The sequence below is a fragment of the Rhodoferax sp. AJA081-3 genome, assembly GCF_017798165.1.
In the GTDB taxonomy this organism is placed as follows: domain Bacteria; phylum Pseudomonadota; class Gammaproteobacteria; order Burkholderiales; family Burkholderiaceae_C; genus Allorhodoferax.
The window spans coordinates 129,965-152,026 of record NZ_CP059068.1 but is presented as its reverse complement, the minus strand read 5'-3'; the positions used below and the strand labels follow the sequence as shown (position 1 = coordinate 152,026).

Annotated in this window: 21 protein-coding genes and 1 riboswitch; of the genes, 11 read left to right on the top strand and 10 right to left on the bottom strand. The window is 60.3% G+C overall.

Annotated elements, in window-relative coordinates:
- Nucleotides 1-10: 10 nt before the first annotated feature.
- Nucleotides 11-112, top strand: a riboswitch (glycine riboswitch).
- Between the two features lie 179 nt (nucleotides 113-291).
- The 5 genes from HZ993_RS00785 to HZ993_RS00765 all read left to right on the top strand — a co-directional run bounded on the left by HZ993_RS00785 (nucleotide 292) and on the right by HZ993_RS00765 (nucleotide 6,418).
- Nucleotides 292-1,605: a D-amino acid dehydrogenase gene (locus HZ993_RS00785; protein ID WP_209395383.1), complete on the top strand. Its 1,314-nt coding sequence runs from the start codon at nucleotides 292-294 to the stop codon at nucleotides 1,603-1,605.
- Nucleotide 1,606: 1 nt separating this feature from the next.
- The gene (locus tag HZ993_RS00780) at nucleotides 1,607-2,995 is read left to right on the top strand and encodes an L-serine ammonia-lyase (RefSeq protein WP_209395382.1); all 1,389 of its coding nucleotides are present in this window, start codon (nucleotides 1,607-1,609) and stop codon (nucleotides 2,993-2,995) included.
- A gap of 97 nt (nucleotides 2,996-3,092) precedes the next feature.
- Nucleotides 3,093-3,368: a helix-turn-helix domain-containing protein gene (locus HZ993_RS00775; RefSeq protein WP_209395381.1), complete on the top strand. Its 276-nt coding sequence runs from the start codon at nucleotides 3,093-3,095 to the stop codon at nucleotides 3,366-3,368.
- Nucleotides 3,369-3,371: 3 nt separating this feature from the next.
- Nucleotides 3,372-4,748: a type II toxin-antitoxin system HipA family toxin gene (locus HZ993_RS00770; RefSeq protein ID WP_209395380.1), complete on the top strand. Its 1,377-nt coding sequence runs from the start codon at nucleotides 3,372-3,374 to the stop codon at nucleotides 4,746-4,748.
- Nucleotides 4,749-4,783: 35 nt separating this feature from the next.
- On the top strand, nucleotides 4,784-6,418 hold the full coding sequence (locus tag HZ993_RS00765) for a diguanylate cyclase domain-containing protein (protein ID WP_245213768.1): 1,635 nt from the start codon (nucleotides 4,784-4,786) through the stop codon (nucleotides 6,416-6,418).
- Here the strand turns inward: HZ993_RS00765 and aroQ are convergent.
- The 5 genes from aroQ to HZ993_RS00740 all read right to left on the bottom strand — a co-directional run bounded on the left by aroQ (nucleotide 6,401) and on the right by HZ993_RS00740 (nucleotide 10,329).
- Nucleotides 6,401-6,847, bottom strand: a complete 447-nt coding sequence (gene aroQ, locus HZ993_RS00760) for a type II 3-dehydroquinate dehydratase (protein ID WP_209395379.1) — start codon at nucleotides 6,845-6,847, stop codon at nucleotides 6,401-6,403. The genes HZ993_RS00765 and aroQ overlap by 18 nt on opposite strands.
- A gap of 105 nt (nucleotides 6,848-6,952) precedes the next feature.
- The gene (gene aroC / locus HZ993_RS00755; protein WP_209395378.1) at nucleotides 6,953-8,047 is read right to left on the bottom strand and encodes a chorismate synthase; all 1,095 of its coding nucleotides are present in this window, start codon (nucleotides 8,045-8,047) and stop codon (nucleotides 6,953-6,955) included.
- 297 nt (nucleotides 8,048-8,344) lie between these two features.
- On the bottom strand, nucleotides 8,345-8,887 hold the full coding sequence (locus tag HZ993_RS00750) for a hypothetical protein (RefSeq protein WP_209395377.1): 543 nt from the start codon (nucleotides 8,885-8,887) through the stop codon (nucleotides 8,345-8,347).
- 97 nt (nucleotides 8,888-8,984) lie between these two features.
- Entirely contained in the window at nucleotides 8,985-9,446 is a 462-nt protein-coding gene (locus HZ993_RS00745; RefSeq protein WP_209395376.1) for a hypothetical protein, read from the bottom strand.
- Nucleotides 9,447-9,864: 418 nt separating this feature from the next.
- Complete coding sequence (locus HZ993_RS00740; protein WP_209395375.1) at nucleotides 9,865-10,329, bottom strand: CBS domain-containing protein; 465 nt, start codon at nucleotides 10,327-10,329, stop codon at nucleotides 9,865-9,867.
- Nucleotides 10,330-10,499: 170 nt separating this feature from the next.
- Between HZ993_RS00740 and HZ993_RS00735 the strand changes: the two genes are divergently transcribed.
- From HZ993_RS00735 to HZ993_RS00725, 3 genes are read left to right on the top strand one after another with little or no spacing between them, the layout of a single operon-like run.
- Nucleotides 10,500-11,810 carry an O-acetylhomoserine aminocarboxypropyltransferase gene (locus tag HZ993_RS00735; RefSeq protein WP_209395374.1) on the top strand — a complete coding sequence of 437 codons (1,311 nt, stop codon included), beginning with the start codon at nucleotides 10,500-10,502 and terminating at the stop codon, nucleotides 11,808-11,810.
- Nucleotides 11,807-12,634 (top strand): alpha/beta fold hydrolase, encoded by an 828-nt coding sequence (locus HZ993_RS00730; RefSeq protein WP_209395373.1) that lies wholly within the window; start codon nucleotides 11,807-11,809, stop codon nucleotides 12,632-12,634. The genes HZ993_RS00735 and HZ993_RS00730 overlap by 4 nt, the downstream gene beginning before the upstream one ends.
- 8 nt (nucleotides 12,635-12,642) lie before the next feature.
- A complete protein-coding gene (locus tag HZ993_RS00725) occupies nucleotides 12,643-13,437 on the top strand; it encodes an ABC transporter substrate-binding protein (protein ID WP_209395372.1) in 795 nt (264 codons plus the stop codon).
- Between the two features lie 26 nt (nucleotides 13,438-13,463).
- Here the strand turns inward: HZ993_RS00725 and HZ993_RS00720 are convergent, their stop codons facing one another.
- Both HZ993_RS00720 and HZ993_RS00715 read right to left on the bottom strand, forming a co-directional pair.
- Nucleotides 13,464-14,243, bottom strand: coding sequence for a hypothetical protein (locus HZ993_RS00720; protein ID WP_209395371.1), 780 nt, complete (start codon nucleotides 14,241-14,243; stop codon nucleotides 13,464-13,466).
- A gap of 55 nt (nucleotides 14,244-14,298) precedes the next feature.
- On the bottom strand, nucleotides 14,299-15,330 hold the full coding sequence (locus tag HZ993_RS00715; RefSeq protein ID WP_209395370.1) for an AraC family transcriptional regulator: 1,032 nt from the start codon (nucleotides 15,328-15,330) through the stop codon (nucleotides 14,299-14,301).
- 94 nt (nucleotides 15,331-15,424) lie between these two features.
- Here HZ993_RS00715 and HZ993_RS00710 point away from each other — a divergent pair, with 94 nt between their 5' ends.
- Nucleotides 15,425-16,582 carry an alkane 1-monooxygenase gene (locus HZ993_RS00710; RefSeq protein WP_209395369.1) on the top strand — a complete coding sequence of 386 codons (1,158 nt, stop codon included), beginning with the start codon at nucleotides 15,425-15,427 and terminating at the stop codon, nucleotides 16,580-16,582.
- 461 nt (nucleotides 16,583-17,043) lie between these two features.
- Nucleotides 17,044-18,156 carry a hypothetical protein gene (locus HZ993_RS00705; protein ID WP_209395368.1) on the top strand — a complete coding sequence of 371 codons (1,113 nt, stop codon included), beginning with the start codon at nucleotides 17,044-17,046 and terminating at the stop codon, nucleotides 18,154-18,156.
- 415 nt (nucleotides 18,157-18,571) lie between these two features.
- Here the strand turns inward: HZ993_RS00705 and HZ993_RS00700 are convergent, their stop codons facing one another.
- Together HZ993_RS00700 and HZ993_RS00695 are read right to left on the bottom strand one after the other, a co-directional pair.
- Nucleotides 18,572-19,396: a dienelactone hydrolase family protein gene (locus HZ993_RS00700; protein ID WP_209395367.1), complete on the bottom strand. Its 825-nt coding sequence runs from the start codon at nucleotides 19,394-19,396 to the stop codon at nucleotides 18,572-18,574.
- A 2-nt stretch (nucleotides 19,397-19,398) separates the two neighbouring features.
- A complete protein-coding gene (locus HZ993_RS00695) occupies nucleotides 19,399-19,872 on the bottom strand; it encodes a tautomerase (protein ID WP_209395366.1) in 474 nt (157 codons plus the stop codon).
- Nucleotides 19,873-19,973: 101 nt separating this feature from the next.
- On the opposite strand from HZ993_RS00695, the gene HZ993_RS00690 reads away from it, so the two are divergent.
- Nucleotides 19,974-20,957 (top strand): GlxA family transcriptional regulator, encoded by a 984-nt coding sequence (locus HZ993_RS00690; protein WP_209395365.1) that lies wholly within the window; start codon nucleotides 19,974-19,976, stop codon nucleotides 20,955-20,957.
- 2 nt (nucleotides 20,958-20,959) lie between these two features.
- Here the strand turns inward: HZ993_RS00690 and HZ993_RS00685 are convergent, their stop codons facing one another.
- On the bottom strand, nucleotides 20,960-22,057 hold the full coding sequence (locus HZ993_RS00685; protein WP_209395364.1) for a DUF1176 domain-containing protein: 1,098 nt from the start codon (nucleotides 22,055-22,057) through the stop codon (nucleotides 20,960-20,962).
- Nucleotides 22,058-22,062 lie beyond the last annotated feature (5 nt).

Here is a 22,062-nt window from a genome sequence, read left to right as displayed (position 1 = left end):
GACTAGCTCTGGCACTGCAGCGGGAGAGCTTGGTACGTTGATAAAAAAACGTGCCAACGCCGAAGGAGCAACCACCCCGGAAACTCTCAGGCAAAAGGACCGCTGCAGTCATCAGCACTCTGAAGAGCTGCCGGGAATTTGTCACCCGGCACACCGCAGGAGCAAGCGTGTAGCCCACAAGGCAACACGCGAATCTCTCAGGTCGCAAACAGAGGGGGTCGTCGGCCACACATGCGGTGCGGCAGGCGACTTTTTCTGTTTCCGACAGCTTCTGAAAGAAGAGTGCCCACCATGCAAAACCACCAGCAAAAACACATCGCCATCATTGGCGGCGGTATCACCGGCGTCACCAGCGCCTACACCTTGGCCAAGGCCGGCTACCGCGTCACGCTGATCGAGAAAAACCGCTACGCGGGGATGGAAACGTCCTATGCCAACGGCGGCCAACTGTCGGCGTCCAATGCCGAGGTCTGGACCCACCCCAGCACCATTGTCAAGGGCCTGAAGTGGATGTTCACCAAGGATGCTCCGCTCTTGATGAACCCCACACCCACCTGGCACAAGATCAGTTGGATGGCCGAATTTGTAGCCGCCATACCCAAGTACCGCGACAACACCATCGCCACCACACGCCTGGCCATTGCCGCGCGCCAGCACCTGTTCAACTGGGCCGAGGCCGAGGGCATTGACTTCAACCACGAGCGCAAGGGCATTCTGCACATCTACCGCAACAAGGCCGGTTTTGAGCATGCGGGTGAAGTGTCCAAGCTGCTGGCTGCGGGCGGCCTGGAACGCCGCGCCGTCACACCCGAAGAAATGCGCGCGATTGAGCCCACGCTGCAGGGCAACTACTACGGTGGTTATTTCACCGAGAGCGACTCCACCGGCGACATCCACAAATACACCCATGGCCTGGCCCAGGCCTGCGCACGTTTGGGTGTGCGCACGCTGTATGGCACATCGGTGCAGCGCACCTCGTCCAATGGCAAAACGGCGCTGGTGCACATGCACAGTGAACACGGCGACGAGACCCTGGTGTGCGACGCCGTCGTGGTCTGCGCTGGTGTGCAGGGCCGGGCATTGGCCGCACAACTGGGCGACCGGCTCAACATCTACCCGGTCAAGGGCTACTCCATCACGGTAGACCTGCAAGACGCCGCCAGCCAGCAGGCCGCACCCATGGTCAGCCTGCTGGACGATGAGACCAAGCTGGTGACCAGCCGCCTAGGCACGGACCGTTTCCGCGTGGCTGGCACGGCGGAGTTCAACGGCATCAACCGCGACATCCGCGCCGAGCGCATCCGCCCGCTGGTGGACTGGGTCAACCAGTGCTTTCCGGGCGTCAACACCCGCCGCGTCGAGCCCTGGGCCGGACTGCGGCCCATGATGCCCAATATGCTGCCGCGCGTGGGGCCCGGTCGTCAGGCCAATGTGTTTTACAACACCGGCCATGGGCATCTGGGCTGGACGCTGTCGGCCATCACCGCCCACCAATTGGTGGGCCATGTGCAGGCGCACTTTGCACAGGCATTCAAATCCTACACACTACTGGAGCTGGGAAAAACAATGAACCCCGAAACACAACACATCCGTCAGGAGGCATGACATGGCAGTATCCGTATTCGACCTGTTCAAGATTGGCATGGGGCCCAGCAGCTCCCACACCGTGGGGCCCATGCGCGCGGCGCGGCAGTTTGTGGCGCGTTTGCAGCATGCGGACTTGCTGGCGAATACGGTCACCGTGCGCTGCTGGCTCCACGGTTCACTAGGCGCCACCGGCAAGGGCCACGCCAGCGATGTGGCCGTGCTTCTTGGGCTGTGTGGCCATGAGCCCGACACGGTGGACGTGGACCAGATCCCTGCCCTGCTGGCCGAAATCCGCGGTAACAAACGCCTGAACCTGGGCGGCGTGCTTGGCATAAGCTTCAATGAAAGAGAAGACCTGCTCTTCATGCGTGCGCCACTGCCCTTCCATGCCAACGGCATGCGCTTTGTGGCGCTGGACGCCGCCGGCAACGAGCTGGCGAACCGTGTGTATTACTCGGTGGGTGGTGGATTCATCGTCAGCGACGAAGTAGCCGCAGACGGCAGCCGCCAAAAGGTGATTGCACCCGATGCCACCGTGCTGCCCCTGCCCTTCACCAGCGGCGACGCGCTGCTGGTTCTGGCGCAGCAACACGGCTTGAGCATCGCGCAGATCATGCGCAAGAACGAACAGCATTGGCGCAGCGACGCGGAGATTGACTCCGGCCTGCTGCGCATCTGGCAGGTCATGCAGGACTGCGTCAAGCGTGGTTGCCGTACTGATGGCGTGTTGCCCGGCGGCTTCAAGGTCAAGCGCCGCGCCCACGCGTTGCACCAGGCGCTGAGCAACAACCCTGAAGCCGCGCTACGCGACCCGCTACAGGTGCTGGACTGGGTCAACCTGTACGCGCTGGCCGTGAACGAAGAAAACGCTGCCGGTGGCCGCGTAGTGACGGCACCGACCAATGGCGCGGCCGGCATCATTCCCGCCGTGCTGCACTACTACACACGTTTTGTGCCGGGCGCCAACGACGCAGGTGTCATCGACTTTTTGCTGACGGCAGCCGCCATCGGCATTCTGTACAAGGAAAACGCGTCCATCAGCGGTGCCGAAGTCGGCTGCCAGGGCGAGGTGGGCGTGGCCTGCTCCATGGCCGCCGGCGCCCTGTGCGCGGTGATGGGTGGCACGCCCGAGCAGGTGGAGAACGCCGCCGAGATCGGCATGGAACACCACCTGGGCCTGACCTGCGACCCGGTCGGCGGCCTGGTGCAAATCCCGTGTATCGAGCGCAACGCCATCGCATCCGTGAAAGCAATCAACGCCGCCCGTATGGCGCTTCGCGGCGATGGCAGCCACTTTGTGAGCCTGGACAAGGTCATCAAGACGATGCGCGAAACCGGCGCGGACATGAAGACCAAGTACAAGGAAACAGCGCGTGGCGGGCTGGCGGTGAATATTGTGGAGTGCTGAGCCATCACCTGCATTTATGCTTTATGTGGCATAAGTGACAAATATGCCGAATAGAGCATGAATTGCACATATGCCAAATACGGCATATAGTGCACCCATGTTCTACGCCATCCAGACCCCCAACCAGCTTTCCACGCACCTGCGTGCGCTGCGCTTGGCCAAAGGGTGGACACAAGCGCAACTGGCCGCCAAGCTGGGCCTGAGTCAAACCCGAATCACCCGCATTGAAAAAGACCCGCTGAGCATCAGCGTGGACCAGCTTCTGCACGTGTTGGCAGTTTTGGATACCAGCGTCGTCTTGCAAGCCCCAGACAACTCCACCCATTCACCGGCGCCAGGGGTTGCAGAACCAGGCCCTTCGGACACTTGGTAAGGCATGGCCAGCGAACTCTGGGTATGGATGAATGGCCAGCATGTGGGTGTGTGGAGCCATTCACGCAACAAGGTTTCGGTTTTTCAGTATGCGGCTGCGTGGGTGCAGTCCCCAGGAGCGCGCGCCCTGTCACTGTCACTGCCCATGACAGCTGGCAATACAGAAATACGCGGACCCGTCGTCGAAAACTACTTTGACAACCTGCTGCCGGATAGCCAACCCCTACGCGACCGCATCCGTCAAAGGTTTCGCACACCATCCACACGGGCCTTTGAACTGCTGGAGGCCATCGGCCGCGACTGCGTTGGTGCCGTGCAGCTGCTGCCCCCTGGCATAGAGCCCACTGGCTGGAACACGATCCACAGCGAAGCGCTGACGCCGACCCAGGTGGCCTCGCAACTGCGTGCGGCATCCACCAGCATTCCCTTGGGGCAGCGCCATGCCGATGACACTGGTTTTCGGATATCCATTGCCGGTGCGCAAGAAAAGACCGCTTTGCTTCGCTTCGGCGGCCGCTGGCGGAGCCCACTGGGCTCCACACCCACCACCCACATTCTGAAACTGCCACTTGGCTTGGTGGGCAATATGCGCGCCGATATGCATGACTCGGTGGAGAACGAATGGCTATGCTCGAAAATCCTGCAGGCCCTGGGGTTCAAAGTGGCCAATACCGACATGCAGGTGTTTGAAGACCAGAAGGCCCTGGTCGTGGAGCGCTTCGACCGGCGATGGCAAAACACACCGGCGGGCGCAAAGGACAAGCGCGGTTTTGTGCCGGGCCCCGATAGCTGGATCGCACGCCTGCCGCAGGAAGACTTTTGCCAGATAGCCGGTGTTGCATCCAGCCAAAAATACGAGACCGACGGCGGGCCAGGCATACGCGAAGGCCTGGGCTACCTGGCAGGCAGCGAGGATGCCGGTGCAGACCGGGCCAGCTTTGTGCTGGCCCAATTGGCGTTTTGGCTGCTGGCCGCAACAGACGGCCATGCCAAGAATTTTTCGGTGTTCCTGGAACGTGGCACCACGTACCGCATGACGCCCCTGTACGACGTGTTGTCCGCATGGCCCATCATCGGCAAAGGCAGCAACCGGCTGGCCCAGCAAGATGTCAAGCTCGCCATGGCCTTACATGCCAAAAGTGCCCATTACAAGCTAAACGATATGCGCGTACGGCATTGGAAACACCTGGCGCAAACCAGTGGTGTAGACGGCATGTGGGAGCACATGCTGGCCATGGTCCACCGTGTCGACAAGGCCTTTAGCGCGGTTGAAGGGCAATTGCCTGCCAACTTTCCGGCGTCCGTGTGGGACAGCATACGCACCGGTACACAAAAACATGCCGCCCAGTTCTTGCGCGAGGCGCAGTTGCCACATCCGTAAGTCCCCAGAACAAACCGCTCCGCTATCATCTTTGCATGACCCTCACGCGCATCACCAATAGCCTCACCACACGCATCATTGTGCTGGGTGTGATCTTGCTGATGCTGGGCAATGGCCTGCGGTATTCCGTGTTATCCCAGTATCTGCGCGAAGAAATCACGTCGGTGATGGCCTCGCAACAATTGACCCTGGCCAACTATGTGGCCCGCGAAGTTGATCAGAAAATGCAGGATCGCCAGGCCATGCTGACGCAGATGGCGGCCTCGTTACCGCTGGAGCTGTTGGGCCAGCCCAAGGCCCTGCAAAACTGGCTGGCCCAGCGCCACCAATACCAGCCGCTGTTTACGCGCGGCCTTGTCGTCAGCAACCCGGATGGCAAAGCCATCATCGGTTTTGCCCAACGCGACGAAGACAACTGGCCCGACTACGGTGGGGAGGTCTTGGTGCACGCCGCCATCGCTGACGGTCTGACAACCGGGCGCCCCCAGATAGACACCAGCAGCCAACAGGCCGTATTGCCCATGGCCACTCCCGTAAAGGACGCAACGGGCACCACGCGCGCGGTGCTGGTAGGGGTCACCGCCTTGTCTGCGCCTGGTTTTCTGTCGTTTACCGACCAAGATCGTATTGGCAGGCTGGGGGGCTTTCTGCTGATCTCGCCACGCGACCAGCTGTTTATTGCCTCCACCAAACCCGAAATGGTGCTCAAGCCCACACCCAAGCCCGGCGTCAACCTGCTGCACGACCGCGCCATGCAGGGCTACCGTGGCAGCGGCACAACCGTGAATGCGTTTGGCGTGGAAGAGATTTCGGCGATTGCATCGGTCCCCAGCACGGGCTGGTTTGTGGTGGCACGCCTGCCCACGGAGGAAGCCTTGTCCGTCGTGTCCCGAACCAAGCGGTTTATTGCGGTCAACAGTGTGTTGGCCGTGCTTGCATTCATGCTGGCGGCAGGTTTGGGTCTGTACTACGTGTTTCGCCCGCTGCTGCGTGCGGCCCAACAGGCCGATCGCATGACCCGGGGCGAAGCACCGCTGCAGCCGCTGACTGTGGTGCGCCAGGACGAGGTCGGCCATCTGACCGAGGCCTTTAACCGCCTGTTGACCAAATTGCGGGCCAGCCAATCCGAAATGGCCCACATGGCCCACCACGACGTGCTCACCGGTCTGCCCAACCGCGCACTGCTGGCTGACCGCCTGACCCAGGCCCTGGCCCGCGCAGACCGCAACAAGACACGTGTGGCCTTGTTGTGCCTGGACCTAGACCATTTCAAACCCATCAATGACCAGATGGGACATGAGGCGGGCGATGTGGCCTTGGTGGAAGTGGCGCGCCGTATGGCTGCGGTCGTGCGCGAGTCGGACACGCTGGCCCGCATCGGCGGCGACGAGTTTGTGGTGTTGCTGGCTGATCTGGATACCGACCCCAAGGTTGCAGAGGCTTCCGCCAAAGCCGTTGCCACCAAATGCCTGGAGGCCATTGCGCCACCCATGTTGTTGAAGTCGCAAACCCGCAGCATGGGTGCATCCATAGGCATTGCCATGGGTGACGGTACGGTATCTCCCCACGCCCTGCAACTGGCGGCCGACAGCGCCATGTACCAGGCCAAACATGCGGGTGGCCAGCGTTATGTGCTGGCCGGGTCGCCCTACTTACTGCATACCGGCTAGGCCGGTGATGGCCAACGCGTAACCGTTGACACCAAAACCCGCCATCACGGCCTTGGCCGCGGGCGAGATGTAGGAGTGGTGGCGAAAGGCCTCGCGTGCGTGCACATTGCTGATGTGCAGCTCAATCAGTGTGATGCCCGTGCCCTTGATGGCGTCATGCAGGGCCACGCTGGTGTGGGTGTATGCCCCGGCGTTCAGCACCACACCGGCCAGCGTGCCTGCGGCCTGCAGGCGCCCGGCTTCGTGCAGCCAGTCCACCAGTGTGCCCTCGGTATTGGTCTGGCGAAAATCCAGCGCAAAACCATGGGTTGCACAGGCGCGCTCACACAGCGTCTGTACGTCGGCCAGGGTTTGTGAGCCGTAGACCTGGGGCTCGCGTGTGCCCAGCAGGTTCAGGTTGGGGCCATTCAGGACAAACACGGTTTTCATGGGCTGGTGCTTTCGGTTGGCAGACGGCAAATACTATAAATTTAATAGCTATACAGGCTTATTTCACGGGGGCTAGAGGCATATTTTGCTTAAAGCCTTCTGGCGTCAAGCCTGTGCCGGTATGGGTGTCAGCGCGGGCACCACATCCCCACACTGTGCGCGGTTGCGCAGCGCGTGCTCCATGACCACCAGGGCCAGCATGGCCTCGGCAATGGGTGTGGCGCGTATGCCCACACAGGGGTCGTGGCGGCCCTTGGTGATCACCTGGGTGGCGTTGCCGGCGGTGTCGATCGAATCGCGCGGCGTGATGATGGAGCTGGTGGGCTTGATGGCAATGCTGACCTCCAGGTCTTGCCCGGTGCTGATGCCACCCAGCACGCCACCCGAATTGTTCGTGGCAAAGCCGTTGGGTGTCAGCGAGTCGCCGTGCGTGGTGCCACGCTGCGCCACGCTGGCAAAACCGGCGCCAATTTCCACTCCTTTGACAGCGTTAATGCCCATCATGGCGTAGGCAATGTCGGAGTCCATCTTGTCAAACAGCGGCTCGCCCAGGCCCACCGGCACGCGTGATGCGCTCACACGGATGCGCGCACCGCACGAGTCGCCAGCCTTGCGTAGGGCGTCCATGTAGTCTTCCAAAGACTGCACGTCGGCCACGGGGGCAAAGAAAGGGTTGTTGGGTACGTGGTCCCACGACTCGAAAGGAATGACGGCATCGCCAATCTGCGTCATGCAGCCGCGAAAGACGGTGCCGTATTTCTCAAACAGCCATTTCTTGGCCACCGCACCCGCCGCCACCATGGGTGCAGTCAGCCGCGCACTGGAGCGGCCACCGCCACGCGGGTCGCGGATTCCGTATTTCTGGAAGTAGCTGTAGTCGGCATGGCCGGGGCGGAAGGATTCGAGGATGTTGCCGTAGTCCTTGCTGCGCTGGTCGGTGTTCTGGATCAGCAGCGCAATCGGCGTGCCGGTGGTCTTGCCCTGGTAGACGCCGCTCAATATCTGCACCGCGTCGGGCTCGTTGCGTTGGGTGACGTGGCGGCTGGTGCCGGGGCGGCGGCGGTCCAGGTCACCCTGGATGTCGGCCTCCGAGAGTTCCATGCCCGGTGGGCAGCCGTCAATCACGCAGCCAATGGCTGGGCCGTGGGATTCACCAAAGTTGGTGACTGCGAATAGGGTTCCGAAGGTGTTTCCGCTCATAGGGTGGGATTATCCCAGAGCGGAGGGGGTGGGTTCATTGTGTGCGGGGGTTTTGTGGTGCACGCACGGCGGACGGCGGGGCTCACGTTCTTCGGCTCGCCTCGCGGGCGGGCGCTACTTGCATGGAAATGTTGTTGCGTCAACGCTTTGGTTGGTAGCCCCACTCTATGGCAACCGCAAATGCGGCCTGCGCCCGCAAGCCCCGCCATCCGCCTTGGACTGGTGTGATTTGGGAGGTCGGTGAAATATCAGTTGAATCCAAGACACATAGCTGACCTAGAAGTTTCCCGGAAGCGGTCATTTATCCACCGGCTCTCGCCGCTGAATGCCATGCTTCTTGAGTTCGTCAATCAGCAATTCCGCATGCTCGCAACCATAAACTAGCGTTGCGATTGGTATCAACGCAGACTGTCCATTAGTAAGCTCGATACAGAGCACCTTCCGGAACAGCCAGTAACTCTTTACTGCTTCCCACGGCGCGAGGGATACGACCCCACCGTCAGTTTCTCTAAGTCCTTCATCTAAGACTTCGAGGCGGATTGCCTTTGTGGGCTTTTCTCGCCATTGCGCACGCAACGCAAAAGCAGCCTTCCGACCAAGGTTGGACAGAAGAAACGAATGCGCGACTAGCGCCAGCACGAACACTACGACCAGCGCGAATGGCAGCCACCAGCGCATGTGTAGCGCGATCGTTCCGATAAGAACCCAGAGGGAAAGCCAAACAAGTTGGCGCAATCTCAGTGAGACGGCCTCTTTAGCGAGTTCGGCAGCGCCTCCACCAATGCGGAAGAGCACGGCCTGAGCACGCCAATCGGATTGATAGTCAAATGTGAGCTGCATGCGCACAAGTTAACGCCTGACTTCAGCGGCTTGCGTAGCAAGTCCTTTGGAAGGAAATGTTGGGCAGAAGTGCATAGCTCTTTCTTACGCCTTGTCTCTATTTGGGTTGCAGGGAAGCACCGGGCATGCCCACGACAACGCTTCCATCAGGCTTATGTACCTCTACGAAGCAGGCGCCGTCTGGTGCAGATGCGTGAACGCCATAGCCCGCGCTGTGTATTGAGCTGATGATGGATGTCTGCTCTGACGCGCGTAGCGGCAATACCCAAACTGCGGAAATACCTTTTGCTCTCGCCGCTGTCCAATAAGCGAAAAAGTCGCCAAGGTCATTGGACTGCTTGAGCGCAACGATCATTTCGTCTTGAAGAATTACGACTGCCGACGCGGAGCGCCTCGCAAGCGCTGCCTCAAATTGAGCGTTCGTGAGCCGCCAGTTGCCGTTACGCCCATAGTCCATGATCAGAGCACCCGATGACACAACGTTTACATGGCCGTTAGCGGTTGGGTTAATCACTGTGACCTTGTGACCGGGCGGGACGACGGCGGTATCTGCAGGCATGGCGAATTCTATGCAGGTGAGTAGAGATATTGCCGCTAGTAATCGTTTCATTGGCTGCCTAACTTTTACGAATGCCGCAGTTTTACGGTAAAGCAAGGCAACCAGTCAGACAACACCGTGGAAGAATTTCACAAATCTCTTTGAAAATCATGTACTTGCGTCTGGCGAATGAGTGAATGTACAAGTGTATTGAAATCGACAAAGTCGCCGAGAAGATTAGCGCCCATTTTGGGCGATTCCGGGGAATTGGAAGCCCAATCTGTATGGCCGCTTCCGCCCCACTGCCATCAGTCAATCGATTCAACCGGGCCAGCCGACTGCAGAGTTCGGGGCAGTGGCCGCCGCCGATTTGTGGGCATTTGACACCATGAGGCGGCGGCTACTGCCCCGAACTCTGCTGCCACACACAAACGCAAACTCAAACCTTTGCAGCAGCGTCCCCGCCTTCACCCTCAGGCCAATCGCGGATGTAGGCCTTCAGCATCTTGTTCTCAAAATTCTGACTATCAACCACGGTCTTGGCGACGTCGTAAAAGCTGATCACGCCCATCAGCATGCGGTTGTTGATGACTGGCATGTAACGTGCATGGCGCTCCAGCATCATGCGGCGCACTTCGTCCAGCTCGGTTTCCATGGTGCAGATCAGCGGACCGGAGTCCATGGCGCGGTAGACCGTGGTGGTGCCAAAGGTGCCGCCGTTTTTGACGGTGGCTTGAATCACTTCGCGGAAAGTCAGCATGCCGACGACCAGACCATGTGAAATCACCACCAGCGATCCAATGTCCTTTTCGGCCATCAGTTGGGCGGCATCGGCCAGCGTGTCTTCTGGGGTGGTGGTGTAAAGCGTGCTGCCCTTGACGCGCAGAATATCGCTGACTTTCATATTGCCTCCTGCCGAGCCGCCTCAAAGGAGGCAGGCGCCCCCCCGGGGGGCAGCGAACACTTGTGAGCGTGGGGATTCATAGCTATTTTCCTGTGGCGCATGGTGAAAAATCTCACCCAAATATAGCCCACAATCACTGGATCACAACCCAAACACTCCGTGGAGACTTTATGCCCGGCTACGCCGACCCCGGTTTTGACACGCTGGCCCTGCACGCAGGCGCATCACCCGACCCGACCACGGGTGCAAGGGCCACGCCCATCCACCTGACCACCTCGTTTGTTTTTGAGTCCAGCGAACACGCGCAATCGCTGTTCAACCTGGAACGTGCGGGACACGTCTACAGCCGCATCAGCAACCCGACTAATGCCGTACTGGAGCAGCGGGTAGCGGCACTCGAAGGCGGCATTGGCGCCATCACCACTGCCAGCGGTCAGGCCGCGCTGCACCTGAGCATTGCCACACTGATGGGCGCAGGTTCACACATTGTGGCCAGCACGGCGCTGTATGGCGGTTCGCAAAACTTATTGCACTACACAATGCGCCGCTTTGGCATTGAGACCACCTTTGTCAAACCCGGTGATATGGATGGTTGGAAGGCCGCTATACAGCCCAACACCAAACTGCTGTTTGGCGAAACCGTGGGCAACCCCGGGCTGGATGTGCTGGACATTCCTACCGTCAGTGCAATAGCGCACGAGGCCGGTGTGCCGCTACTGGTGGACTCCACCCTCACCTCCCCCTGGCTAATGAAGCCTTTAGAACTGGGCGCCGATCTGGTCTACCACTCGGCCACAAAATTTTTGTCTGGCCACGGCACGGTGGTGGGCGGCATCGTCGTCGACGGCGGCAGTTTTGACTGGGCCCGGTCCTACGAACGAACTGGCAAATTCGAAGAGTTGGCCGCGCCTTATGCCGGCTTTCACAACATGAACTTCAGCGAGGAAAGCACGGTAGGCGCCTTCCTGCTGCGCGCGCGGCGCGAAGGCCTGCGCGACTTTGGCGCGTGTATGAGCCCGCACACCGCATGGCTGATCTTGCAAGGTGTGGAGACGCTGGGCCTGCGCATGGAGCGCCACATGCGCAACACCGAGAAGATCGTGCAGTTCCTGGCCAGTCAGCCTTTTGTGGACCGCGTGGGCCACCCCCTGCTGGAGAGCCACCCCAGCCATGCGCTGGCGCAAAAACTGTTGCCACGCGGCGCGGGCTCGGTGTTCAGTTTTGACCTCAAGGGCAACCGCGAGCAAGGCAAGAAGTTTATTGAGACGCTGAAGGTGTTCAGCCACCTGGCCAATGTGGGGGACTGCCGCAGCCTGGTGATCCACCCCGCCAGTACCACCCACTTTCGTATGACGGACGAGGCGCTGGCCGGCGCCGGCATCACCCAGGGCACGATTCGCCTCTCCATTGGGCTGGAAGACGCCGATGACTTGATTGACGACCTGAAGCGGGCCCTGAAGGTGGCGGAGAAAGCAGCATGATCTTCACCGTCAACAACTACTCGACCTATTGCTACACCGGCGGCAAGGCGCTTGACCCGGCCAAACCCACGGTCGTGTTCATACACGGCGTACTCAACGACCACAGTGTGTGGAATCTGCAAAGCCGCTACCTGGCCAACCATGGCTACAACGTGCTGGCTGTCGACCTGCCCGGCCACTGCCGCAGCGCCGGCGAGGCGCCGTCGTCGGTAGAAGAAGCCGCCGACTTCATCGCCGCCTTGTTGGATGCGGCGGGTGTGCAAAAGGCCGCGCTGGTGGGGCACAGCTGGGGCTCACTGATTGCGCTGGAAGCGGCATCGCGGCTCAAGGAACGTGTCACCCACCTGGTGCTGGTGGGCACGGCGTTTCCCATGAAGGTGTCGCCGGTGCTGATAGAGACATCGCTCAACGAGCCGTTGAAGGCGCTGAACATGATCAACGTGTTCTCGCGCAGCACGCTGGCCGCGCCACCTTCGGCACTGGGGCCTGGAACCTGGGTGTTTGGCAACAGCATGGCGCTGGGCAAACGTGTGCTGGCCAGCAACACGGCCGTCAACGTCTTCCACCGTGGTTTTGTGGCCTGCGATAGATATGCCAATGGGGATGCCGCCATGGAGGCCCTCACCTGCCCGGTGCTGTTTGTGCTGGGTGAGCAGGACCAAATGACGGCCGCCAAGGCCGCGCAGCCGCTGATTGCCAAGGCAAAAACCAGCGGCAAGGCGGTGCAAGTGGTCAACTTACCCGTAGGCCACCACCAAATGACCGAAACGCCGGACAATACGCTCTTCGCCATCCGCGATTTTTTACGCACCCCATCTGCCTAGGCCACCGAATGCCAGATTTCGCCTTCCGCCGATACGCCCTGCCCAGCCTTGTTGCCGGTTGGCTGGCCCTGCTGGCCTGCGGTGCGCTTGCTACGGATTTGCAGATTCTGGCGGACGAGAACCGGCCCCTGAGTTTTTCTGAGAACGGCCAGACCAAGGGTTTGGGGGTGGTCGTGGTGCAAGAAATACAGCGCCGCGTGGGCAACAAAAACACCATAGAGATACAGCCGTGGACCCGTGCCTACCGTGCGGTCAGCTCGGAGCCCAATGTGGCGATCTTTGCCATGGCCCGCACGGCTGCCCGTGAGGAATTGTTTCAATGGGTGGGGCCCATCTCTGCGTCCCGGGCGTCGTTGTATGGCAAACGCGGATCGGGCTTGGCGATTGCCAGCCTGGACGACGCCAAGTCGGTCGAGCGCATCATGGTGGTGCGAGACTTTTATACCCACCAGTTACTGCAAAAGCTGGGCTTCACCAATCTGGAGCTGGTCCCCAAACCGGAGACCATGGTGAAGATGGCCCTGAACGACCGGGCTCCGCTGATGTTTACGTCCAACGTAACCCTGCCCGACCTGCTCGAAAAAGCCGGTGCCCAGCCCAACGACCTGGAGCTGCTGTACACGGTGACCAGCATACAGACCTACATCGCCTTCTCTGCCACAACCTCCAAGGACATCGTGGCCAAGTGGCAGTCTGCACTGGACAGCATGAAACGTGATGGCAGTTACGCCGCCATTTATGCCAAGTGGCTGCCAGGCGAAACGCCAACGCGCATCAGGCCCGAGCCCAACGTTTCACCCTGAGCCACCCCGACCAGAGGGCTTGCCTGCTACTTCAGATCTTCGGTCTCGAAGTACAGCGTTTTACCCACCTGCAGTGCACCGCCCACCTGCGCCTGCAACGCCGTTTGTAAAGACGGCCGGGTCGGGGCTTTTAAATCATCGGTGGGCAGCAGAAAACGCCTGATCTGCGTGCGTGCTTGCCCGCCATCCGACTTGGGCTGTTTGGCATGGGGCAGTGGCTTCATGGCCACAATGGTGTCAAAGTCGGGGCGGCGGTCAATCTCTTTCACCGCAAAAAACTCCCGCCCAGCGCCCAGCAGCAGATAACTACCTGCGCTGCGCGCCACTTGGGAATCGATGGCGGGCGTGAAGTCCAGCGGCTTGAACAGCAACACCTCGTCCACCACCACGGTCTGCCCTGCAAAACGCTGAACGCCACCGCGCTCAAAATGGCCCTGCACAAAACGGGCGTTGAATTGCTTCAACGGCTGCTCGTGACCGGGCTGCAGCCGGTGCAGGTCAAAGTGCTCGGGGTCCAGCGTCCACAACTGCGGCCGCAGGGCCAACCGGGCGCGCAAGCTTGCGTCCACACGGGGGTCTGCCAGGTGGAAGCGCAACAACACCTGGGTATCGTGCGGCGCATGGAACATGGGCAGGTGCGAGGCATACAGCCCGTCGCGCCCACCAAACACGGCCATGCCGTGGGAGCCAAAACCGACGGGCTCCGCCGCGAATGCCAGGGCAGAAAACAGCATTGCAGCACAGCCGATGGAAAAAACACGCCGAACAAGCGCCAGCGCTCGGTCGGTCAAATGGGTGAAGTGCATAGGGGTCCGTACTCCGGGGTGCATCGGTCGACAAAAACCTTCGATCCTAGCCGGATCAGGACGGCAGGGCCTGGCGCAGCGCCCGTGGTGTCACGCCAAACCACCGGCGCACAGTGCGGCTGAAGTTGGAGGTGTCTGCATAACCCAACTGCGCGGCCACCTCTTCCACACTCAGACGTTTTTGCTGCAAAAGCCATTGTGCGCGTGCTTTGCGATCTGTATCCAACAGCGCCTGGAAGGATGTGCCTTCGGCACGCAGCTGGCGCATCAGGGTGCGGGCAGAGACGCCGCACTGCCCTGCCACCGCGTCCAGTTGCGGGTAGCGTCCCGCACCAGCGTTGGCCAGTGCGCGCGCCACCTTGTGGGTGTAACCTGCCGATCCGATGGCCGACAGCTGGGTCTCGCAGGCACGGCATGCATTCGCATGGGCCTGTGCATCGCTACCTATACACGGCAGCGCCAGTGCGGCGCGCGCAAATGTGAACGACAGGGCTGGCTGCGCAAAACGCACTTCCAGCGGCGATACACGCGCATACTGCGCGGCCCACGGTGGCCTGGGCGTTGGCAGGTCCAGCCGCACACCATTGGGCCATTGGCCAAGCGCGGCCTCAATAACCCGCAAAAAGGCGGCCACTACGGTATCCATGACAAAGGCATTGGCGGCACCCCAATCGGTGCGTTGCACGGCGTGCAGGGTGGCGCCCTGGGGACTGTGGTCCAGGGTCCAGCTAAAGGTGTCGTCACGCAACACGCCATAACGCGCCAGCACCGTCAAGGCCGTACCAAGATCGGGGGCGGTGACGGCGGCATAGGCCAGGTCACCATGCGCCGAGATAGGTGCCTGCCAGCCCAAATCCAGTCCCAACCATGGCTTGACCGTAGCGGCAATGGCCGATTGCACCAGACAGACCACCGTAGCGGACTCCAGCCGGGCCTCGTCCCGCACCAGGGAGTCCCATTGCAAATGGGCACTGGCCAACACCCGGTCGCTGTCCACATCGGACCGTTCCAGCAACATGCGCAACAGCCGTGCGTAGACGGGGTGGACGCCAGATGGGTTGGCTGCGGTTGCATAGGTGGAAACCATAGCTTGGCACTTTATGACGATTTATTGACCATTGCATCGGTGGTTACCCACTCCCAGGTGATCCACACTGCGCTGACTACCGGAGACCCTAGCCATGCCCCACACCACTGCCGCACCCTACCGTGACAACAAACGCCTGGCCTGGATCGTGTCGCTGCTCGTTCCGTTGTCCATAGCCGCGGGGCCTCTGTTGTGGCAATGGCACCCGATAACCCTGATGCTGTGGATACCCGTGGTGTTTACCTACCTGGTAGCCCCGTTGCTGGATTTTGTATTGGGCACTGACACCAGCAACCCACCCGAATCGGCCGTGCCAGCCCTGGAGGCCGACCCGTACTACCGGCGCGTAACCTTTGCACTGTTGCCCTTGCTCTGGGGTGCGTTCATCTACGCAGCATGGTTCAGCCAGACGGCGCCGCTGACCTGGCTCGGCCTGTTGGGCTTGGTTATTTCTACCGGCGGCGTAGGCGGTTTCTGCATCAACCTGGGCCACGAAATCGGCCACAAGCGTGCGCCTCTGGAACGATGGCTGGCCAAACTGATCCTGGCACCCACGTTTTATGGGCACTTCACGGTAGAGCACAACCGCGGCCACCACCGCGATGTAGCCACGCCCGAAGACCCCGCCTCGTCTCGCATGGGTGAGTCCATTTGGCGCTTTGTGTGGCGCGAGATGCCCGGTGCCTTTCGCCGTGCGTGGGCACTGGAGCGCGAACGCATGCGCGTTGATGGCCAGGCCTTTTGGTCATGGCACAACGAGATCCTGCAGCCCGCGCTGATAACGGTACTACTGTGGGGCAGCTTGTGTGTATGGCTGGGCGCCGGAGTGTTGTGGTTTTTGGTGCCGGCGGCACTGTGGTCCAACTTTCAACTTACCTCCGCCAACTACATCGAACACTACGGCTTGCTGCGCCAGAAGAATGCGCAAGGCCGGTACGAGCCATGCAAACCCCAGCATTCCTGGAACAGCAACCACGTGTTCTCCAACTGGGCCACCTTCCACCTGCAACGCCATTCAGACCACCACGCCCACCCGCTGCGGCGCTTTCAGTCGCTACGGCATTTTGAAGAAGCGCCACAACTGCCCAATGGCTACTTTGGCATGTTCCCATTGGCCTATATGCCGCCGTTGTGGTTTGCGGTGATGGACAAAAGGCTCTTGGCTGCGGTGAACCGGGACCCGAGTCGGATCAATTTTGATCCTGAGCGGCGGGCACGCCTGATTGTGAAATACGGGTTGCGCGACGTTTAGGCTGTATCGATTGGGATGTTGGGGGCAACAGCCGTTTAAGACACATAGCGGATGCAGCGGTTTGCCAACTGGTCGCTCCATAACTGACTTTAATAAGCACTTCGCCTCTGCACACGGGCCTTCGCGGGGGAGGACGATGACGCGCAGATTGGTAACGAAGCGAAACGGCGATTCACATGCGTCACGGAGTTGACGGTGTGCGCGGCAGATCCAAAGCATTTCATTCGCCAAAGGTCTCGCGTTTGAGCTGCTACGACGGCCCTAGCTGCACAGGTCAAAGATTATGGGAGGCTCAAACCCCTGCCATACTTGGCGTAATGTGGTTGAACTTCTCATTCGTCAGGTCGTAGGCGCTCTAGGTGGCAGTTTGAAACTACTCTCAATTTCGATGCAAGTTTGCCCAGTCTTCGCCCAACGCGTGATTGGGGTGAAACGCAGATTGCACTAGAAGGGAATCCGCCTTGAAAAAGCCGATGTTTCGATATCAAAAATTCGTTGTTCCTGTTTGGTTTTGCATTGCAGGTGCGGTCAATGCCCAGGAGAGCAGTTGCGATCCGGGTGTTTATGTCGGCAAGATCGGTAACGTACCCATCACCATGGCCTTAGACCCCACACCCGAAAAATCATTGGAAGAGCGCCGCGTTGGGAGCATGTACTACCGCGTGAGCATGGTTGACATGCTGCTCAAGCAAGAGTCGATGCAACCGATTTGGACAGAGTTCGATGGCGACAACAAGCCTTCAGGACGTATCACGCTGACATGCCATGACAAGCAACTCCTTGGCGAATGGCACTCTCTAGATGGAAAAAAGCGCTTTCCCGTGGTCGCAAGTCGCAGCCCAGAAGATGAATACAACGCTCGACGCTTTTCCGCGCTAAAGCCAATCAAAACTCCGAAAGAGCCACAGAGCAGGAGTGAAGCTTTCCCTGTCACAGGGCCGAAGATACAGGGCAGCGATGAACCCGTGATTCGGGGCATTCAATTGTTCGGCACCGAGCCCGGTGTGGCAAAAGTGAACCGCTTGCTTTGGGCGGACTTATTGGCCAACACGGAATCCATTTTGAGCTGTTCGCTCGAATTTCGGCAGCGATTTGGCGAGAACCCACCTGCGCTTGGGTTCGAGCAGAGGTTTTCGCATGCCGCAGGGCCATATGTCGTTGTGAGTTCTCACAGTGGATTTGAATGTGGTTATGGCATGCGGTATGGGGTAGAGATGGCAACCTATCGACTGACCGATGGCCAGAAGGTAGATTCCAGTCAATGGTTTAAGCCGGAACTCCACGCGCTTTGGAAAAAGGAATGGCGAACAACGCCGTTGGCAAAGTTGGTCTTAAGAGTGGGTAGCACCCAAATGCACAAAGATGACGTCGCGTGCTTTGAAGCTGCCGAATACAGGCTATCCGATGTATATCCCAGTCGAGAGGGTTTTGTATTCAGGGGTATCGTGCCAACACCTTTCCAATTTTGCCAAGGCGCGGTGGATGTCTCGTTGCCCTATGACCGCCTTGCCCCTTTCTTGTCGGCAGAAGGCAAACGCGCGGTACAAGCCATCCAGAAAATGCCAAATCGGTAAAGTTGCGTTTGAATATTCCTAGCTGGGGCCCTGCCATCGCTAGCCCGCAAAATCATAGAAATCAATAACTCTGACACCACGCTAGACGTGTAGTGTTGGGTAGTGTTTGGGAGGCCGCAGACAGCTCAGGTCAAGCAGATTTAGAGGCCCCCAAGGGGTCTTTGAGGAGGCGGAGCTCTTCCACTGGATTTCCAGAAAGCCGGCATTGGTTGCCATCGGCTTCCGCCCCACTGCAGCAGTCCGGTAGTCTGTATGGCAAATCCCCAGCGTCCCCAGGGGCCAGCATAGCCCGCGCGCCAGCGCCTCAACCGCTGATCTGAGCGAAATGAGGCGAAAAACGCTATGCAGTTTATAGCTATACAACCATATTTCACGGGGGCTACAGCCCAGTTTGACCAAAATGGTTGTTAACCAACTAAGTTCCCAATAGCCGCTCTGCAAAGAACCCCAGTATTTCGTCCCGCGCGGCAATCGTGGGCTGACCCGCCTCGTCGATCAGATGGGCTGTCACCACACTGTGCGGGCTGGCCACCACGTGCTCGAAGAACGGCGACAGACCCTCGCGCTGGGCCGCACTGTCCGGCAGCACCCGCGCCACGAAGCGTTCGCCCAAGGCAGCCTGGTAGGCCGCAAAGCGCTCCGCCTTGCAGTACTTGTCGCCCGCAAAGCGGTAGGCCATCACGGTGAGTTTGTCCCGCTCCAGGCGGTCGCGCACGGCGGCTAGATCGTCCGGGGCGATCTCCAGGCCCGCGGGGTCGTTGAAGGGTAACGAGGGCTGGCACAACACGGGGGCCAGCACCGCGGGCTCCAGCATCATGGTCAACGCGAAGTTACCTGTGAAGCACATGCCGATGGCGCCCACGCCGGGGCCACCACACTGCTGGTGCGCCAACCGGGCCAGTGCGCGCAGCCACAGGGTTACCGGGCTGGTCTGATTGGCAGCCAGCGCGCGAAACTCGGCACTGACACAGGCCCGCTGCATCACCGCCATGCCCTCCTTCGCACTGGGCACCGCGCCGTCTATGCCGAACAGCGAAGGCATATAAACGGTGAAGCCCGCATCGCGCACCCAGCGGGCAAAGCGCGCTACGTGTGGGCTGATGCCAGGCATCTCGGTCATCACAATGACTGCAGGGCCGCTGCCGGCGACATAAACTTTTTTGCAGATGCCGCCCAGGGTGACAGACCGTGCGTCAAAGTCAGCCAGCGTGTCGTTCTGCTGCAGGGTGTCGGTGGCCATGGTCAGGCTCCTTGGGGCGCTGCAACCGCCACCAGATGCTGCAAGTGTTCAAAACCTGCGGCGCGCGCAAAGTCCGGCAGGCGCCAGACCTCATTCCCCACGCCCCAAGAACCATCCTCCACCGAATTGAACACGATGGAGGTCAACAGCTTGCGTTTTTCATCGACGGGCATCGCGTTCTGGAAGGCAGCATGCAGCAAACATGTGTAGGCGGCCCGCGCAGCATCGTCCAACACGCCATCCGGCACATGGATAACAGCCATACAGGGGAGGAACTGGCTGCTTACATCGGCGCCACCACAGGTCCAGTTGCCAACTTCAATCTCTTCAATCAACACCCAGCACAAAAAGCGCTTGCGAGGGTCGACCGGTAAGCGTTCCGCGGCAGCGGCCGCTTCATTGATGCCGTGTACCAACGCGGCGCGTTGCGCGCCAGGGAACGCGTGTTTGGGGATTCTCAGAACAATATTAGGCATAGAAAACGCTCCGGTTGGTTTGTGAAAGAAGCTTGTATTGCAGCACCGCGCGGGTCACAATGACAGTGTCCGTTATGACTGTTTTAAGGCCTATTCAGACAATGTACGATTTCACGATTCTGGTACTGCAGGGCGCCTATTCCAGCAGCGTGGCGGCGACGCTGGACATCCTGCGCGCCGCAGCAACCATTGCACCCCGACACGGTCTTGCACCGCCCACTTGGCGGGTTTGCTCGGTCGAAGGCGGTGCGGTGGCGCTGCACAGTGGCATCAGCGTCAACACATCAAGGCTCCCCCGACGTGCGGCGGTATCAGACACCTCGGCGTGGGTTCTTCCGGGCCTGGGGCTGGACACCCTCTCGGCCATAACTCGGCGCTTCGCTATGGACGATGCCAAGGCCACCATTGCGGCACTGCGCAAACATGCGCAGGCCGGGGGCACAGTGGCGGCGTCTTGCTCCGGTGTGTTCCTGCTGCAGGCGGCGGGATTATTGCGGGACAAGCGTGTCACCACCACCTGGTGGCTAGCGCCGGCGCTACAGCGGCTGGAGCCCGCCTGCAAGGTCGACGCTGACCGGATGGTCTGTGACCACGGGACGGTCATCACCGCAGGGGCCGCATTTGCGCAGACGGACCTGATGCTGCACCTGCTGCGCAAGCTATGTGGTGCAGCGCTGGTGGACGCGATATCGCGCGTACTGCTGCTCGATGGCCGCCAGGCCCAGGCGCCGTTCATCGTGCCCGAGGCCTTCTCCATTGGCGATGATCTGGTGGGCCGGCTGGCCGCCCGCATAGAAGCAGCCCTGCCCACGCCGCCCAAGATCAGCGTGCTGGCCCAGGAGTTCTGCATGTCCGAGCGCACACTGTCACGCCATGTGCAAAAGGCTACCGGCAAGAGCACGCTGGCGCTGGTGCAAAGCGTCAAGCAACGCCGGGCGCGGGCGCTGCTGGAGGGTAGCCGCATGACCGTGGAGCAGGTGGCGGCCGCAGTGGGCTACCAGGATGCGACTGCGCTGCGCAGGCTGATGCGAAGGGTGGCGGGGGCCAACCCCAGCCGTTTCAGGCCTGCGATTGCTGGAACCTGATATCAGCGGCTCGCAGAACTGCCCCCGCTGACGAGCGTGGGCAGACTCCAAGCTCCACCGGCCGCGATCAGCTTGCACATGCCAGTAGTGGATGACTCTGTGTGGACGAAGTCCTTGCCGTCCCAAGTCCAGGTATCGGACGACCAGCAGTCCCCCAGCCCCCTGCCCTTGTGCGAAGCAGAAATACTACCGTCGCTGTAGTCCGAACCCGAGTCCGTCACCAGCACAGGGCTGAAAGGGGGTGCGCTGTTGATCACCCAAAATCCGGAGCCAAAGTTGTAGGCGGCCAGCCAGCAGGGCATGGACACCAGGAGCTTGCTGGCGCTCAGCCGGTAGACGGTGAGCTCTTCCTGCACCCCTACTTCGGGTTCGGTCAGCTTGGTGCAGTTGCCGTCTTCCTTCACCGAGGGCAAGAGCGCAGCGCGCAAGGCTTTGCCATGCCTTTTGGCAAACTCTGTGTCACCCGGCAGCGGCTTGGCCGGTGCAACAGCCACGACGACCGGCGCGGGCAGCGGCGGCAAAACACCTTCATCGCCGCGAGGACCTTTGCGGATCAGGGCACTGGTAGTACCGATCCGACCCTGGAACTCATCCATCTTCAACAACGCCGCTGCTGCACCTTTGTCGGATAGTTGCCAATTCTTGCCACCACCCACCCATTCGATGGTGCTGTCGCGTGGCAGCGCTGCCAGCAAGGCATTCACTTGCGCAGTGGACAAATCGGCTGACATCGTGCTTTTGGTTTCGATAACGATCTGTCCCACCGTACGCCCATTGACGCGCATGCTGAGCTTGAGCACAGCCTGCAGCTTGGCCGTGATGCTTTCGGAGCCATAGTCGCCCAACATCAGCTGACCCGTCACTTGTTGACCGGGCCCCGCATTGCGCGTCAGCAGCACGGTTACCGGGTTGGCGTCTCCATCACTGCTGTAGCCCGCAGCCCTGCAAGTACGGGTGTTGTCGCAAACGAGCTGCCAGTCGTGGTGTGAAAAACTAAATCCGGTAGCGGTAGATGGTGCTGCAGCCTGCGCACCCAGCGACAACATGACCAGGCAGGCTACGACGAAACCTTTGGACATCAAACACATAGAACGAGTCATGGGCT